Source organism: Paenibacillus sp. VCA1, assembly GCF_031583795.1.
Lineage (GTDB): Bacteria > Bacillota > Bacilli > Paenibacillales > Paenibacillaceae > Paenibacillus_AQ > Paenibacillus_AQ albilobatus.
This window is the reverse complement of the sequence record NZ_JAVLSX010000003.1, coordinates 99,590-116,712: the sequence shown is the minus strand read 5'-3', so window position 1 is coordinate 116,712 and position 17,123 is coordinate 99,590. Positions and strand designations below refer to the sequence as shown.

The 17,123-nt window shown below is 50.5% G+C and carries 17 protein-coding genes; all 17 read left to right on the top strand.

Annotated features, from left to right (window positions below):
* Positions 1-5 precede the first annotated feature (5 nt).
* The 17 genes from RJP21_RS07210 (at position 6) to fliD (ending at position 17,098) form a co-directional block, all read left to right on the top strand.
* Positions 6-2,717, top strand: a complete 2,712-nt coding sequence (locus RJP21_RS07210) for a stalk domain-containing protein (protein WP_310858699.1) — start codon at positions 6-8, stop codon at positions 2,715-2,717.
* A gap of 146 nt (positions 2,718-2,863) precedes the next feature.
* Positions 2,864-4,018, top strand: coding sequence for a sensor histidine kinase (locus tag RJP21_RS07205; RefSeq protein WP_160044079.1), 1,155 nt, complete (start codon positions 2,864-2,866; stop codon positions 4,016-4,018).
* A 4-nt stretch (positions 4,019-4,022) separates the two neighbouring features.
* Entirely contained in the window at positions 4,023-4,745 is a 723-nt protein-coding gene (locus RJP21_RS07200) for a response regulator transcription factor (protein ID WP_160044080.1), read from the top strand.
* Between the two features lie 173 nt (positions 4,746-4,918).
* Positions 4,919-5,302, top strand: a complete 384-nt coding sequence (locus tag RJP21_RS07195; protein WP_160044081.1) for a hypothetical protein — start codon at positions 4,919-4,921, stop codon at positions 5,300-5,302.
* 293 nt (positions 5,303-5,595) lie between these two features.
* The gene (locus tag RJP21_RS07190) at positions 5,596-7,557 is read left to right on the top strand and encodes an ATP-dependent helicase ComFA (RefSeq protein ID WP_310858698.1); all 1,962 of its coding nucleotides are present in this window, start codon (positions 5,596-5,598) and stop codon (positions 7,555-7,557) included.
* A 177-nt stretch (positions 7,558-7,734) separates the two neighbouring features.
* Positions 7,735-8,562: a ComFC family protein gene (locus tag RJP21_RS07185; RefSeq protein ID WP_310858697.1), complete on the top strand. Its 828-nt coding sequence runs from the start codon at positions 7,735-7,737 to the stop codon at positions 8,560-8,562.
* A 278-nt stretch (positions 8,563-8,840) separates the two neighbouring features.
* Positions 8,841-9,251: a TIGR03826 family flagellar region protein gene (locus tag RJP21_RS07180; RefSeq protein WP_160044084.1), complete on the top strand. Its 411-nt coding sequence runs from the start codon at positions 8,841-8,843 to the stop codon at positions 9,249-9,251.
* Positions 9,252-9,577: 326 nt separating this feature from the next.
* Positions 9,578-9,874, top strand: coding sequence for a flagellar biosynthesis anti-sigma factor FlgM (flgM, locus tag RJP21_RS07175; protein WP_310858696.1), 297 nt, complete (start codon positions 9,578-9,580; stop codon positions 9,872-9,874).
* Complete coding sequence (locus RJP21_RS07170; protein WP_310858695.1) at positions 9,871-10,374, top strand: flagellar protein FlgN; 504 nt, start codon at positions 9,871-9,873, stop codon at positions 10,372-10,374. The genes flgM and RJP21_RS07170 overlap by 4 nt, the downstream gene beginning before the upstream one ends.
* Positions 10,375-10,392: 18 nt before the next feature.
* Positions 10,393-11,964, top strand: a complete 1,572-nt coding sequence (flgK, locus tag RJP21_RS07165; protein ID WP_310858694.1) for a flagellar hook-associated protein FlgK — start codon at positions 10,393-10,395, stop codon at positions 11,962-11,964.
* Positions 11,965-11,993: 29 nt separating this feature from the next.
* Positions 11,994-12,887: a flagellar hook-associated protein FlgL gene (gene flgL, locus RJP21_RS07160; protein ID WP_310858693.1), complete on the top strand. Its 894-nt coding sequence runs from the start codon at positions 11,994-11,996 to the stop codon at positions 12,885-12,887.
* Between the two features lie 14 nt (positions 12,888-12,901).
* Positions 12,902-13,474: a DUF6470 family protein gene (locus RJP21_RS07155; protein ID WP_310858692.1), complete on the top strand. Its 573-nt coding sequence runs from the start codon at positions 12,902-12,904 to the stop codon at positions 13,472-13,474.
* A 70-nt stretch (positions 13,475-13,544) separates the two neighbouring features.
* A complete protein-coding gene (gene fliW / locus RJP21_RS07150; protein WP_310858691.1) occupies positions 13,545-13,973 on the top strand; it encodes a flagellar assembly protein FliW in 429 nt (142 codons plus the stop codon).
* Positions 13,974-14,216 (top strand): carbon storage regulator CsrA, encoded by a 243-nt coding sequence (gene csrA, locus RJP21_RS07145; protein WP_310858690.1) that lies wholly within the window; start codon positions 13,974-13,976, stop codon positions 14,214-14,216.
* A 151-nt stretch (positions 14,217-14,367) separates the two neighbouring features.
* The gene (locus tag RJP21_RS07140) at positions 14,368-15,210 is read left to right on the top strand and encodes a flagellin N-terminal helical domain-containing protein (protein ID WP_160044092.1); all 843 of its coding nucleotides are present in this window, start codon (positions 14,368-14,370) and stop codon (positions 15,208-15,210) included.
* Between the two features lie 79 nt (positions 15,211-15,289).
* Entirely contained in the window at positions 15,290-15,625 is a 336-nt protein-coding gene (locus tag RJP21_RS07135) for a flagellar protein FlaG (RefSeq protein WP_310858689.1), read from the top strand.
* Positions 15,626-15,640: 15 nt separating this feature from the next.
* Positions 15,641-17,098, top strand: coding sequence for a flagellar filament capping protein FliD (gene fliD / locus RJP21_RS07130; RefSeq protein ID WP_310858688.1), 1,458 nt, complete (start codon positions 15,641-15,643; stop codon positions 17,096-17,098).
* The last annotated feature ends 25 nt before the right edge of the window (positions 17,099-17,123 follow it).

The following is a 17,123-nucleotide window of genomic DNA, read 5'->3' as shown; positions in this document are numbered from 1 at the left end:
GCTTCATGAAAAGAACCAGAGAGAAAAGCAAAAGCAAGCAGGGGATAGCCGCAAGCAAAAAATGGATGGTCGTATCGCTGGCGGGGCTGCTTTTTATCGCGCCAGTCGTCGGGAGCGGAGTGCCGCTGAACGGACATTCCATTTCATCGATCGCAAGCGCGGCTTCGGCATCGGTTGTCAAGCTGGATGAATCACCGGTCACGTCCGGGGCGATGTTGACGAAATACAAATTTACGACGACCCGATCCGGGAAGCAGGCGACGGCACTTGCGGACGTCATCCGGGTAGATCTGCAAAACCCTTACGTGAAGATCGACGTCATGAACGGCAAAAACGGCCAGTTTACGACAAAACAAAGCACCGGCGGCATGGCCAAAGAAAACGGCGCGGTTGCGGCGGTAAACGGAGACTATTTCAATACGACGGCGGATGGCGCGCCGATCGGCGGGCAAGTAACAAACGGCGTGCTTTTGTCGACACCGTCGGACATTAAAGGGATGTATTCCTTTGCGGTAACAACCGATGGCAAACCGATCATCGACGAGTTTGCTTTCAGCGGGACCGTTACGGCGGAGGATGGCTCCACTTTCCCGCTCGCAGGCATCAACAAAACCTCGTACAATCCCGAAAGCAGCGGCCAGACGTACAGCCATGTCGACGCCATGTACATTTACACCAGCGCATGGAAATCGACGGAACGTCCGAAAAACAGCGCAACGACGCCGGTTGAGGTGCTGGTGCAAAACGGCGTCGTTACCCAAATTTCCGATGTTGGGGGCTTCACGGGCATGTCGGTGCCTCAGGACGGATATATTTTGCGGACGCACGGCAAGGCGGCGGAGTTCGTTAAAAATCATCTGGCCGTCGGTCAGACGCTTAAAACGAGCTACATGCTGAATTCGAAGACGATGGGGCAGTCGGTGGATCCGGCTAATCTGCAGATGATGATCGGCGGGCATACCATTTTGGTGAATAACGGCAAAGCGACGTCTTATTCCCGCGACGTTTCCAGCATCGGCGGATACCGGGCGCGGACGGCTCTCGGTTATTCGAAGGACGAACGTTACGCCTACATTGTAACGGTAGAGAAAAACGACAACAGCTCCGGCATGTCGCTTGGGGAACTGCAATCTTTTATGGTGGATATCGGTGTATGGAAAGGCATGAATCTTGACGGAGGAGGTTCGACGACGCTTGTCAGCCGACCGCTCGGAGATAACGATGCCACGCTGACTTTCAATACAGAATACGGTACGGAGCAGCGCAGCGTTGTAAACGGTCTGGGCGTATTTTCCGAGGCGCCAAAGGGCGAGTTGAAGGGATTGAAGGTCAGCGGCTCATCGGCCATTCTCATCGGTCAGCAGGCATCGTTTAAATTGAAGGGTTACGATACCTACTTCAATCCGGTGGATACTTCCGGCCTTACGCCAACATTGAAATCCAGCAACGGCAATATTAAAGTAAGCGGACAAACCGTTACCGGGGTGAAACCGGGAACCTCGACCATTACCGCCGTCAGCGGCAAAGCAAGCGCAAGCATGGAGGTTAAAGTTCTTGGAGCCGATGATTTGACCGAGCTCAATGCAGGATCCCAGACGGGACAGCTGCAAGCAGGCAGTACGGTGTCCGTGCCGGTTACGACCGTCACGAAGGACGGGCAGAAGATCGATGTGCCTGAAAGCGCGCTGAAGTGGGAATTCATCGGTTTTAAAGGCAGCGTGCAAAATGGCAAGCTGACCGTTGCATCCGTGGATCCGAACGTCAAAGTCGGATATGCGATCGCCCGTTATAACGGATTCAGCACGGCGGTGATCCTGTCGGCTGCCGGCGAGGACATGTGGGAAAACTTCGAAAATGTCTCCTATCCGGTTCAGTTTACGAGCAACAACCCGCAAGTGAGCGGCACGGCTGCCGTAACGCAAGGAACGGGAGACCACGCCAAATCCAAGGTTCTGCAGCTGACATACGACATGACGGCGGGAACAGGCAAAATGTACGCATACGCGGAACTGAACGGCACAGCCGGCAAAACGATTGCGGCGCCGGCCACACGGATGTCGATCGATATGATGGGAGATCACAGCCTGAACTGGGCTCGAGCCGAGCTGAAAGACAATAACGGTCAAACCGTCTATGTGGATCTGGCCAAGACGATCGATTGGGACGGCTGGAAAACGCTCGACATCGATTTAAGCGATAAAGGTATTGCTTTCCCTGCCCAACTCAAACGCATTTACGTCGTGAACGTGGAAGAGGGTCAGGACGAACGGGCAAAAACAGGCACGGTCGCATTCGACAACATCCAATTCACGATGCCTTCGCTCTCAAGCGATGCTGGCCTGCCTACCGGAAAAGTCATGATGACGATCGGCCAAAAGTCCTTCACATCGAACGGACAGTCGAAAACGATGGAAGCTGCTCCTGTCATGAAAGGCAGCAGCACCTATATTCCTATCAAATACGTGCTTGATACGTTCGGAGGCCAGGCAACATGGGATGCCGCCAATCAAAGAATCACCGTGACCCGTGGTGGAAAGGTCATGGATTTGACGGTAGGAAACACGGATTTTATCCTAAACGGAAAGCGCAAAGGCGCAAGCGTTGCTCCATATATTAGTAGTGGTCGTACTTTAGTCCCACTTCGTCTCGTATCCGAGCAATTAGGATTAAATGTAAAATGGGAACAAAACACGAAGACCGTCACTATCGAATCATGATATGGTATGATATGTATAGAAATGAACTAATGAAAACGGATCACAGGAGTCAGTCCCTTGCGATATATAAGTTACTGTGTACGCTCGGATCGACTCGTAGCTCATTCTATATAGAACTGTAATGGTAAGAAATGGAGTAGAAATACGTGGATTTTCAAGCCGATGCGATAGACCGCGTCATTAAGAACGCCATTCAGGTGATGGAAAACAGCAAGTATCAGATGTTTGAGATTCTGGAGGCGGCCCGGGACGAGCTTGCCTCATTGAATCAGGAGCTGCAATATGTGATGAAGGAAACGATCGAAACGCTGCAAAAGGTGGATCAGCTGGAGCTGAACTACAAGCGTTCGCGCATCCGGCTGACGGAAGTCAGCCGGGACTTCGTCCGCTACAAAGAGGATGACATCAGGCAGGCGTACGAGAAAGCTACGCAGCTGCAGCTCGATGTAATGATTTATCGCGAGAAGGAAATGTACCTGAAGGCAAGACGCGATGAATTGCAAAAAAGAGTCCGAAATGTTGAAAACTCTGTTGAACGTGCTGAATCCATCGGATCACAAATGGGTGTGGTACTGGAGTACTTGTCAGGCGAACTGGGACAGGTGACTCGGATTATCGAAACGGCGAAAAACCGTCAGCTGATCGGTCTGAAAATCATACTGGCTCAGGAAGAGGAACGCAAACGAATTGCCCGCGAAATCCATGACGGCCCGGCACAGCTGCTTGCCAATCTGGTTCTTCGCACGGAAATTGTGGAAAGAATGCTGATGAAGCAGGAATTTAAGATGGTGCAGGACGAAATATTAGATTTGAAGGGACAAGTGCGCTCCAGCCTGGAAGAAATGCGGAAGGTGATATTCAACCTCAGGCCGATGGCCCTTGATGACTTGGGTCTGATCCCGACGCTCCGGAAATACGTACACGATTACGAGGAAAAAACGAAAATCCGTACGATCTTCGAAACGCGGGGCAAAGAACACCGTCTGTCTTCCGCCATGGAAGCGGCCATATACCGCTTGGTGCAGGAAGCTCTCAGCAATGCGGCCAAGCATGCCTACCCTACTTATGTTTTAGTCGAAATTACATACCAGGCCCAGATGGTGAAAATCGTTGTCCAGGATAACGGGCTCGGTTTCAAGGTGGAACTTCTGGAACAGAAGTCCAAGGATCATTTCGGGCTGATCGGGATGCGTGAGAGAGTAGAGCTACTTGAAGGAAGAATGGAACTTGAATCCGCAGAGAACCAGGGTACAAAGATCGTAATCCATATCCCAACGAACGTGGAGAAGGGAAAGGAGTAACAGGATGGAAAACAAGGATTCTGGCAAAACAACCATTAAAGTCCTCTTGGCTGACGATCATCAATTGTTTCGCGAGGGTCTGAAGCGCATTTTGAACATGGAGGATGACATTGAAGTCATCGGAGAATGCGGTGACGGCATTCAAGTATTGGAATTTTGCAACGAAGAAAAACCGGATATCGTGCTCATGGATATCAACATGCCGGTCGAAAACGGCGTAGAGGCAACCGAGAAGCTGCGCGAGCTGTTTCCGGACGTGAAGGTAATCATTCTGTCCATTCATGATGACGAAAGTTATGTATTCGAAACGCTTCGCAAAGGTGCCAATGGCTACCTGTTGAAGGACATGGAGGCGGAGTCGCTGATCAACGCGATTCGTTCGGTACAGGAAGGATATGCCTTTATCCATCCGAAGGTCACCGGCAAATTGATTCAGCAGCTGCGCCGCATGACCTTCCTGAACGAAACGGGGGCCATGGCGGAAAGCGGCGTCCGGGAAGCGGGAGTTAAATTCGTCGCTGGAGAAAATAATCCGTTAACCCGCCGCGAAGCCGAGGTTTTACGTTTGATGGCCGAAGGCAAGAGCAACAAAATGATCGGGGAATATCTCTTCATTAGCGAAAAAACGGTCAAAAACCATGTCAGCAGCATTTTGCAGAAGATGGAAGTCGACGACCGTACGCAGGCCGTTATCAACTCGATCAAATACGGCTGGGTTACGCTTTAATAAAACGATGGGGCTTTGGAACATTTCGTTCCAGCTGCCAATGATTGTGAAAATTTCCACGGGATATAGGCGATGGACGTGACCATATAAAAGGGTGCGGGCTTATGATACGCTTTCATTCACCGACCTGATTCGATCAGCATATATTGTTGGTATCAGGGAGGTGAGTCAGCATGTTGACCTCGTTATTGTCCATCCTTCTGGTGTATGCCGCAGCGGTTGCGGCGGTTCATGCCTATCATGCCTGGCAAAAGCGCCGGGACCGGCGCCACATTCATTATCTGTTGATCACGTCCAACCATGAACGCCAGATCGAATGGTATGTCCGAGCTTTGGGATTGTACGCCTGGGTGACGGGCATCAGAATTCAGCTAACGGTGCTGGATCTCGATTCAGACGATGCGACGCTTGGCATCGTGCGGCGACTTGAGGGGCTTGCGGGCATCGATTTGTCCGTGACGACCGATGATTCGGTCTTGAGCCGTGCTGGCGATTCGGATGCAACCATCATTGATTTGCGAAATCCGCATGAAGCGAGGCAGATTCCTTATGTATAGGACCGCGCCTGCGCATGGCGGCATATGGAGAATTTCGATGTGAAGCACACTTCTTTACGGGAAACCGTTCAGGGGTGTGCTTTTTTGTTTGAATGGGATACGGCGTTCCATGATCTAGACGGTCAAGGTTGCTTAAAAGTTGCCGGTTGGTTGGATGTGGCAAGCCTGATTTTAATAGCGCCTAGCAGAAGCGCTTTTATCTTATGCGAGTACTTTATCCGGCGTAGAGCATGGACAGCATCATGGTGAAAAGTAACCCACGATGGGAATCTACATGAAGGAGGTTCTTTTGCGTGCAGGTGGCGGTGTATGTTATCTGGTTTGAAGGGGAATGGAGGTTTTATCGTTCTTTGGATTTGCGCGTGGATGTGTTGTGGTGGAGGCAAATGCTTCGTGATAAGTCGAGTATCGGTCGGATGGTGCTTCTGTCCGAAGCGATCGCGTTAAGTGTGGCCGTTCGGTTGGAACGTTGTTTCGAGCAGCGGTCTGACATGAACGGGTGGGATTTGCGGAAATGGAATCTTTGGCTTCGCGGACAGTTAGAAGATGAAGAAGGAGCGGGAAGGAGGGGGGAAATCCATGAGGGGCAAACCTTACGAAACGGCAGATCAGATCAGTGGCTCTGGGATATCCATAAGTCTATGCCCGAGCCGGTTCAGCGGCTGTTAGCTGGACCTGCAGGGCCGGGACGGATCGGCCTGACGATGACTATGACTATGGCGTCCGCTGCGGCGGAACTGAGCGAGCAAGCGGATGCGCTGACCAAGCTGGTGCAGGGCAGGTCGCTGCTTGCAGCGGAGGTGGACGCGCTGCTGCAGGAGATGGCGCCGGGCCTTGCAGGCGCCTGGCACAGCGCCGCCCAGCTGGCCAGCCTGCAGGGCCGGCTGGCGCTTGTCGCGGGCCTTGCGGATGCCGGCCCGCGGGGAGGCGGCCTGCTGCGCATGGGCCGCCAAAGTCTCCCCCGCTGCCGGCGCTGCGGCAGCGAAGCCACCGGCCGCACGCCATGCGCCGCGTGCGGCCGCGCGAACTGCGCCTATTGCGAGGCCTGCCTCGCTCTAGGGCGCAGCCGCGCCTGTTCGCTGCTGCTCCGCTCAGCAGCGAGGGACCCGGCCGTACGCGCAGCGGCCGGGCAATCCACCGCCGCAGTGCGCGGGCGGTGGGGCTTAAGCGCAGCACAGGGCGATGCCGCCTGTGCCGCGCTGGGGTTCCTGGCGGAGCCGCCCCGCAGGGGCTCCGCCAAACCGGGCGGCCGAGCGGAGCGGCCGCCCGCCGGCCATGCCCGGTTCCTCCTATGGGCCGTCACCGGCGCGGGCAAAACCGAGATGATCTTTCCGCTGCTCGGGGCAATTTTGGAAAACGGCGGGCGCGTGCTGGTCGCCACTCCCCGGCGGGACGTCGTGCTGGAGCTTGCGCCCCGGCTGGGCAAAGCTTTTCCGGATACGCGGATCGTCACCTTGTACGGGGGCAGCACGGAACGGTGGCAGGCGGGCGAATTGACGCTGGCGACGACGCATCAGCTGATGCGCTTTTACCAAGCTTTTGATCTGGTCGTCATCGACGAGCTGGACGCCTTCCCCTACCACAACGACCCAATGCTGGCTTACGCCGCCCAGAACGCCTGCAAACCGGACGGGAAATTCATTTATCTTTCCGCAACGCCGCCGCGCCCGCTGCAAAAAGAAGCGGCGAGGGGCCGTTTGCCGCATGCAAGAGTGCCCGTACGGTTTCACGGACATCCGCTGCCGGTTCCGAAGCGGATCGCGCTCAAAAGCATCGAGCAATGCTTGCGCCAGCCGCTGCTGCTGAAGCGTTTGTCGTATGAACTTAAGTTGTCGTTGGAACGGGGGGCGCAAGTGTTCCTGTTCGTTTCCCGCATCCGGCACATTGATCCGCTGGTGGATATTCTTCGCCGCATCATCGGCGGGGTTTGCGTCGAAGGCACATCCTCGGAGGATCCCTTTCGCGCGGAGAAGGTCGCCAAGTTTCGCCGGCGCGATATTCGATTGCTGGTGACGACGACGATTTTGGAACGCGGGGTGACGGTGCCTCGCAGCGATGTTTTTATCGCGGACGCGGACAGCAGTCTTTTTGACGAAGCTTCGCTTGTGCAGATGGCCGGTCGGGCAGGTCGCTCCGCCGAAGACCCGGCGGGAAAAGTCGTTTTTGCTTCGCCGCAGTGGACGGTTTCGCAGAAACGTGCCGTTCAACAAATTAAAAGCATGAACCGGATTGCGCGAAAACTCGGGTATCTGTGATGAAACCGCCACGGTCCATCTTTTTAAGGCTTTCGAAATCGGTGGGACAAGGTGTACGGTTTGGCGTTTTTAGAGATATAAGGGTGCTCTTTCTAAAGAATTGCTACCGCTATTTTTTGTTGCCGGAGTAGGCGACTGGAGAGACCTAATTGATATAAGCTGGGAGGTTTTTTTGTTATGAGCTCTTTCAGTTCCTCTTTTTCACGATTCGTTCGCGAGCTGTTGGCTCCCCCGGGCGAGGTATGCCTGACATGCGGCAGCAAAACCAAACTCGTTCGGGAATGGCCGGGAATATGTCGGCGCTGCGCCGAGGCGATTCCCTGGATCATGCGCCCCCGCTGCCAGTATTGCGGGAGAGGGATCGGATGCCCGGATTGCTTGCGGCCGGATGCGCGGCAGCGGTCGTTTGTTATGAACCGCAGCGCCGTCAGGTATGACGAAGTCATGAGAGAATGGCTTGCCCAATATAAATACCGGGGACATGAAAGGTACGCGTCGTTAATCGTCCAAATGCTCGGCCAAGCTTTTGTACGCATGCAGCAGGAGATAACTTACTTGCAGCAGCATCCGGGTCCGCGAAAAGGCGGGCTATGGCGGCCTGATCTGATTACATACGTACCCGTAAGTGAAGCCCGTTTGGCAGAGCGCGGGTTCAACCAGGCTCAAGTTTTCGCGGAAGGACTGGGTCGGCTTCATCGGCTGCCGGTTGCCGAATTGCTGATGCGGAGCATGCATACCGAAAAACAAAGCTTCAAAACCAGGCTCGAGCGAATCCAATCGATGAGAAATGCTTTTGAATGCATACCCGAGAATTTTCGTATTTACGAAATGGGAGGGAGTGGAACTGATCACGCAGCGCCGGGAAGGATTCGGATTCTCATTATAGATGATATTTATACAACGGGAGGGACGATCAACGCTTGTGCGGAGGCGATCCGGCAATACGCCGGGCAGAAGGTTGGTGCCGATCCCGAAATCTACAGTTTGACCTGGGCTCGTTCGTAACGGGCCTTTTTCTCTGGGGGAGCATGAATGAAGACAGTGGCGGGTGAACGACGTGTTCGTTTTATAGGAATTTTTTTAGAAGAGAGCTCCCTGATCCTGAAAATACTTTTGCCATATGTGACGGAAATCGCTCGGATGATTTGAGGGATGGACGAAACGAGGGAGAATAAGGTAATCTAGTGGTATATTATATTTTGTTGTACTTTAAGGATCCCGAAATTCGAACGATGTTGTATCGAAGGGGGTGATCCTTTTGAGGAACACGGGAGGTCATAATCATGAATCTGGCGAATTGTCCCCGCTGCGGTAAATTGTTTGCGGCTAATTTCAGAGACATATGCCCAAGCTGCATCAAGGATATTGAACATGAGTACGAGATTTGCGTTCAATATTTGCGTGAAGAGAGAGGGGCAACGATTCAGGAGCTTTCCGAGGCCACTGGAGTTTCGGTCAAGCAGATCACCCGGTTTATCCGCGAGGGCCGTATTTCGGTCATGAACGCGCCGAATTTGATGTATCCGTGCGAAGTCTGCGGAACCCTGATTCGAGAGGGGCATATGTGCGACTCTTGTCGCACTCGGTTGACGAAAGAGCTGACCCGGGCCGCGAACGGAGAGTCGAATAAGACGTTAGGCACGGGAGAAGCAGGCGAAGGAGCCTATCGCGTCGTCGATAAATTCCATAAATGACGGTACCATTAGCCTAAAAACAATATAAGCTATTAACAATGTTTCTGCGACGACCGATAAACTTAGTAAAGCTTATCGGTTGTCTTTTTAGGTATGAAATCTTTTGTTGTTTGCGAAACCAAAGGATTTTATATCCGTAAAAAAACAACATGCAAAAAGCGGTCTTCCGAGAGAATACAAACGGGATGTTATCCTTTTGAAATGTGCCGCGGGTTCGATGAAGCCGAGCAAGCCGCCATTTCACGGGGGAACTTCTGCTAAAAGCGTTCTGTCTACAGTTAAGACGCATTGATAGACGTTTTTTATTTAAAGTGAGGTGAACAAACATGAAAGTGAACGACACAGGACGGTTAGGCGGTATTAATCCATACCAGCGAAATGTGGAATCACGCGAATATCATGTTGAGAAAAAGAAACGCCAAACAGACAAGGTATCTTTTTCGCCGGAAGCTCTCGAAATGCTGGATGACGCGAAGCGGGCCCAAGACCCGGAACGCGCCAAACGGATCCAGCAGTTGAAAGAATCGGTCGCAACGGGAACCTATCATGTGGAAGCGGGCAAGCTTGCCGAAAAGCTGCTGCCGTATTTCAAATCCTACAGTAAATCAGGTGACAAAGAGTGAGCGTACAACAAGTCATCGTTACAATGGATCAGTTAAACGGGGCGTACAGCGAAATGATTCAGGCCGGCGAGGAGAAACAGCAGGTCATTATTAAAAATGACATCCAAGCCCTCACCCAGATCATGACGCGGGAAACCCGGCTTCTGAAGCAAATCGCCGAATACGATGCGGAACGCGAAGAGGCCATGCAAGCATTTTTGCGCGAGAAAGGGATCCGCTCCAAACTTCAACTGACGATCACGGAGATGACGCGTCTCGTGTTCGAGCCCGAAGAAAAGCAAAGTTTGATTGATGCCCAGAAACGACTGACGGAAACGCTTGTAGCCTTGAAAAATATAAATCAAATTAACAAAGAGCTCATAGATCAATCCTTGGCATTTATCGATTATTCGTTGAATCTGGTTGTCAGTCGCCCTGAGGATGACATGCTGTATAAGAATCCGGCGCAGCAAAAAACGACGGGCGGCAACAATCGCGGATTTTTTGATGCCAGAGCGTAAGAAGCGGGGGAAAAAAGGATGACGTCAACGTTTCATTCCATTGAAGTTGGTAAAAGGGGGATTTTGGCGCAGCAGACGGCTCTGAACACGACAGGGCAAAACGTGACAAACGCCAACACTCCGGGATATTCGAGGCAAACGGTTCACTTGGAAGCTTCCCGCCCGCTGTATTATCCGGGTCTTCTGATGTCCACGGCACCAGCGCAGCTGGGCATGGGTGTGGAAGCGACAAGCATTACGCGTGTCAGGGACTTGCTGCTGGATGTCCAGTACCGCAATCAAAGCACGGACCAAGCCACGTGGGCGGTCAAGCAGGAAACGTTGTCCAACATCGAGGGGATCATTAACGAACCTTCGGAGGACAGCATCGCGACGAGCATCTCCGAATTTTGGAATGCTTGGCAGCAGCTCAGCAAAAACCCGAGCGCTACCGACTTGTCGGCGCGCACCGTGGTGCAGCAAAAAGCTGTCGCTTTAACCGAAACCTTCAACCATATCGCATCCCAACTGAGCATGTTAAGGGATAATATTACGGAAAAAATCAACGTGAAGGTTAACGAGGCGAACAACTATATCAATCAAATCTCCGATTTAAGCCTGATGATCAGCCGGATCGAAGGGCTTGGGGATAACGCCAACGATCTTCGCGACAAGCGGGATTTGCTTGTGGACCAGCTGTCCAAGCTCGGCAACGTTCAAGTGACCGAAACCGACGACAACTATCAGTTGATGTTTGGCACGACGGTTGTGGTCGATGGGCAAACATCCGCCCAAATCACGGTAGCCGATGCGGCCAACCTTACCAAAGGAGAAATCGCGGGTTACTTCCAGTCCAGGGACGTCCATGTAGCCGAATATGCTAAGCAGCTCGATATTATGGCCAATACGCTCGCTACCGGAAAAGTTGAGGTGACCCTTCCTGCAGGGTCGATTATCCCTCCCGGCGTCACCATCCCGAACGCGCAATACGATCCAACCGTACCCGGCAAGCTTGCTGCCGATGTGAAATATACGGTTGACGGGCTGAACGGTCTGCATAAACTCGGGTACACGCTCGCGGATCCGGCAACGCCGGGCAAAGATTTCTTCGTAACTTCGGATAACTCGAATACCTTCACTGCGGCAAACATTCGGGTCAACTCGGAGATCCTTGCCGATTTGAAAAACATCGCCGCATCGATGCGGACGGAATCGGTCACCGCGAACGGTGTGACGCAAAACAAAGTTCTTCAAGGAAACGGGGATCTGGCGCTTCTTATTGCCGGACTTGCCGAGAAGAAATTTAATTTTAATCCGAACAACAATAACGGAGCCATTACAGCGGAGGGAACGTTCGGCGGTTATTTGCAATCCGTGATCGCCCAGCTTGGAACCGACACGGATCATGCCGCGAAAATGACGGAGAACGGCAACCTGCTTGTCCAGCACGCGGACAGCCTGCGCCAATCGATCAGCAGCGTTTCCCTGGACGAAGAAATGTCCGACCTCATTAAATTCCAGCACGCTTACAGCGCGTCTTCCCGGATTATCACGACCATGGATGAAATGCTGGATAAATTGATTAACGGAACCGGCGTAGTCGGTAGATAAGATTGCCGGTAGATAGGAGATGAACACTGATGCGGATCACACAATCGATGATGAGCAGCTCGATGATGAACAATTTGCAATCCAACTATCGCAGATTGGATAAGACGCAGGAGCAGCTGATGACCCAGCGCCGCCTGAACCGTCCTTCCGACGATCCGGTGGGGGTGTCCAGCGCCTTGAAATACAGAGCTGAAATCAGCTCGACCACGCAGTTTAACGAAAACGTCCAGGATGCGGATTCCTGGATGAAGTTCAGCGACACCGTCATGACGGAAGCGACCCAAATCGTGCAAAGGCTGTCGGAACTGGCCGTGGAAGGCGGAACGGATACGGTTCCGCCCGACGCGCGGAAGAATATTGCCCAAGAAGTGGACGAATTGTATAAGCAGCTCGTTTCGCTCGGGAATTCGCAGTTTAAGGGGAAATATATTTTTAATGGCGAACGGGTAAACGAGCAACCTTATCCTGACGACCCTGCGAACCAAACCTACAGCCTGGACCAAGGCGAGGTCGAATACCAAATCGGTGCAGGCATTTATGTCGGGGTCAATACAAACGGAGATAAAATTTTCGGTGCTTCGGGCGATCCGAGTGGATTATTTAAAGTTGTAGATAACTTAAAGCAGGCATTGTTGGGCGATAGTACTACAGGAATTCAGGCTGCAATACCCGCTTTGCAAAAGTCCCTCGAAAAAATCATTACGACCCAAGCAGAAGTAGGCGGAAAACAAAACCGTCTTGAATTTACGCTGAATCGCCTGGATGACTTGAACTTGAACTATACTAGTCTTCAATCCAAAGTAGAGGACGTCGATATGCCGTCCGTCATTTCCGATCTGAAGACTGCGGAGAGCATTTATCAAGCTTCCTTGGATACCATGGCACGTATCATTAGACCGAGCCTGATGGATTTTCTGAGATAGGAGTCAGGTAGCCAATGAATATCCCCCGTATTCAAATTCAGCAGGGTTACAGTAAAATTGGCCTGGAAACGACACGGGGACAATACAGCATCGAGCAGCCGAAGCCGGAATTGACCATAATGCAGGAACCCGGACGGTTGGAGTTAAGCACGGAGAAGTCCTCGCTTGAAATTGATTCGCGTAAGGCATGGTCTGCACTCGGTATGGCTCGCTTTGCCGAAATAACCGACCGGATAGCTCAAAACGCATTGCGGATTTCATATCAAAATATCGGCAACATTGCAAGCGACGGAGATCGAATGATGCAAATTCAACAAAAGGAAAGAGCCTTTGGGGAAATTGCCCGAGACAAGGTTTTTCAGGAATTCCCCATCGAAATTTGCGGCGATCCGGGATATGATAACGTGGATATTACCTATACTCCGTCTAGATTAAGCACCAATTATACTCCTGGTTCCGTTACTTTCGACGTCAAAACAAGCAAACCTGTCGTAGACTATTATCCGGGCAAGGTCAATCCTTACCTGATCCAGAAAAATTATATATTTATGAGCAGCACTGGCCAATCCTTGGATGCAGTGGTGTAAATGATGATAAGATAGTTGTAATTTGGCAGCCGCTCAAGTACGACTATCTTTTTATATGGAGGTATTAACCATGATCGTGACGTCGACCCGGTTCGGCGAACTGGATGTCCCGCAGCAGCAAGTCTATCGATTCATCGAACCTTTATTCGGCTTTCCTAAGCTTCGTGAATATATTGTGATCCACCAAGAATCGGAGGATGTTTTTGAATATTTGCAGGCGGTCGGCGAACCCGACCTTACGTTCATTGTCGTCGACCCCTTCACCTTATTTCCGGAATATGAATTTGATTTGAATGACGTGTGGAAGAAACGCCTCTCCATTGACTCGGCCGAGGACATTGAAGTGAAAGTGATTCTGACGGTCAGATCCCAAAACGACATTACCGCGAACCTGAAGGCGCCGATTATATTCAATACCAGGAATAAAAATGCCGTACAAATCGTATTGGACAACTCCCCGTATTCCATTCAGCATTCCTTGCTAGGAGGGGAGAAGTAAATGCTAGTACTATCCAGGAATAAAGGTGAAAAAATCGTCATTAATAATGATATCGTATTGACAATTTTGGAAGTGTCCGGCGACCATGTACGAATCGGGATTGATGCTCCCGCGCATGTCACGGTGTATCGCGAGGAAATCTATAAAGCACTGCAGGACCAAAATCGAAGCGCCGCCACCATTCAAGACAATGCTCAGCAATTATTAAGTCAGGTTTTAAAAAATAAGAAAAATGAAAAATAATATGCGTTTAGCTATAAAAGAAAATCTTGGTTCGTCCGATATATAAATTAAGAGATGATAGCAAGGTTTCAACGGCCGTAAACCCGGTTCTATCAATCTAATAGAGGATGGCGCATGGAAGCGCCGTCGACATTCCAAGGAGGAATTTAACATGCGTATTAACCACAATATCAGCTCTTACAACACTCAGCGTCAATTGACTGCTAACAACAATGCTTCTTCCAAATCTCTGGAGAAATTGTCTTCCGGTTTCAGAATCAACCGCGCGGCTGACGATGCTGCTGGCCTGGCAATCTCCGAAAAAATGCGCAACCAAATCCGTGGTTTGGAGCAAGCTTCCAAGAACTCTCTTGACGGCATCTCGCTGATCCAAACTGCTGAAGGTGCGCTCAACGAAACTCATGCCATGTTGCAACGTATGGCTGAACTGTACGTACAAGGTGCGAACGAAGTGTTGACAACTACTGACGCAGCTAAGATCGACGCCGAAGTTAGCCAATTGTCCGCTCAAATTAATGACATTGCAACACAAACCCAATTCAACACGAAAAAACTGTTGGATGGATCTGTAAGTAGCGTAATCTTCCAAGTGGGCGCGAACGCTGGCGAAACGATTACTTTGGATCTTAACGCTGCGCTTGCAACATCTTTGAGCGTTGATTTTGGCGGCGCAACAGGCCTTCAATCCTTGTCGGCTGCAGCTAGCTTGAACGTTACAGCTGCTTCCAACTTGACAACCGTTCAATCGGCTATCAACAAGGTTTCCGACATTCGCTCCAATTTGGGGGCTGTTCAAAACCGTCTGGAACATACGATCAACAACCTGGGAACGACCTCTGAAAACCTGCAAGCAGCAGAATCCCGTATCCGTGACACAGATATGGCGAAGGAAATGTCCGAATTCACTAAAAACAACATCCTTCAACAGGCTGCAACTGCAATGTTGGCTCAGGCTAACCAGCAACCTCAAGGCATTCTGCAACTGCTTCGCTAATATGATTAGCTGCCGGCCGGTTTCCCGGCCGGCTTTTTTCATATGAACAAATAATTAGAGGTGGCGGGAGAGGATAAGGATGAGAATTGACTCGAATTCGGGCTATGCTCCTCGATCCTTGGTTCCGTGGTTCGTAAATCTTGCAGACGAAGCTTCATTGGACGTTAAATCAGATAGGATTCACCACAAGCAGGAGAAGTCGGCAGTTGAACTGGCTGAACAAGTAAACAAAAAGCTTGAACAGTTGGGAACTCATATCCAAGTGAAGATTCATGACAAGACCAATACAATCATGGTTCTTGTGATGAGAGATGAAACGAATGAGGTCATTCGAGAAATTCCAAGCGAGAAGATGCTGGATATCATGTATAATCTCAGCAATAAGGTTGGGGTTTTTTTAGATGAGAAAATGTAAGGGGAGGGAGAAAGCATGGCTGGAATCTCAAGCCCTACCCGATTAACGGGTTTTAGCGGGACGTTGGATACGGAAAGCCTGATCCAAAAATTAATGAAGGCAGAGCGGTTGCCGTTAGATAATGTCCAGAAAAAAAAGCAGTTCACGTTATGGAAACGTGAAGATTATCAGACGATGAATACTACGCTGCTTTCATTCCGCAACACGGTAAATAATTTGCGTTTCGAGAAAAATTTTGAAAAGGTCACGGCAACCTCTTCGAACACTTCTGTTATTAGCATTACATCCAACGGGACAAATGTTGGAACAAGCAATGTTACGGTTACGCAACTGGCAGAGTCTGCTACATTGATCGGCGGAGTAGTATCCGCAAAATCTTCAGACACTGTTAACGTGTCGGGGACGGTAACAATTGAAGGGGCTTTGGGAAGTACGGATGTTACATTTACCTCCGGTCAATCGACCATTGATTCCATTATGAAAGATATTAACAGCAAATCTGCTTTGACAGGTGTTACAGCCAGCTTTGATCAGAGCAGTGGACGATTGTTTTTGACTTCAACGAGTACCGGGGCGAAATCCAAGGTCAATGTTACTGGTGCAGAATTTTCCTCCCTTTTTAACCTAACTGGCACAAGCGCAAGCGGGAAAGACGCAGAGTATACAGTAAACGGCACTAAAATCACCGCTAGTTCCAACAATGTCACTATTGGTGGAGCTCAAGTGATGCTAAGCGGTATTGGGACTGCGTCAATTGGAAGCAAGGCTGACAGAAGCAGCATTATTGACGATATTAAAAAATTCGTAGAGCAATACAATTCTTTGATCGACACGTTTTACAAAGCTTATACTACTAAACAAAACCGCAATTACGAGCCGTTAACGGATGAACAACGGGATGCGATGTCTGAATCCCAGATTGAAAAGTGGGAGAAAACAGCAAGGGAAGGCACGCTTTATAATGATTCAATTTTGAAAGATTCTCTTTCAAATATGCGACAAGCCTTAAATATGCCGTTAAACGTGCCAAAGGGTCAAATTTCCATGCTTTCGGAAATCGGCATCACCGTAAAATCGGACTGGCGTGAGAACGGCAAGCTTGAAATTGACGAAGCCAAATTGGAAGCAGCCATCAATACGAATTTCGATCAGGTGAAACAGTTGTTTGTTATGTCTTCCTCCGGGCCGGAAGTAGCGGGTAAAAGCAACCTTGGGATTGCAGACCGTTTGTACAATATCGTTAATGATCAAATGGATGCGATTAAAAAGAAAATCGGCCTGGGTTCGATCGACGCTTTGGACGATAGTGTCATGGGGAAACAGCTTAAGGAGCTTTCCGAGCAGGAAGCAAAGTGGAAATCCAAGCTCCAAGACATCGAAGACCGATATTATAAACAATTTTCAGCAATGGAGCAGGCTATTCAAAAGCTGAATTCACAGCAATCTTCTTTTGCATCTTTGCTTGGCGGTTAAGTGCACTGACTCAACATTTACTGAC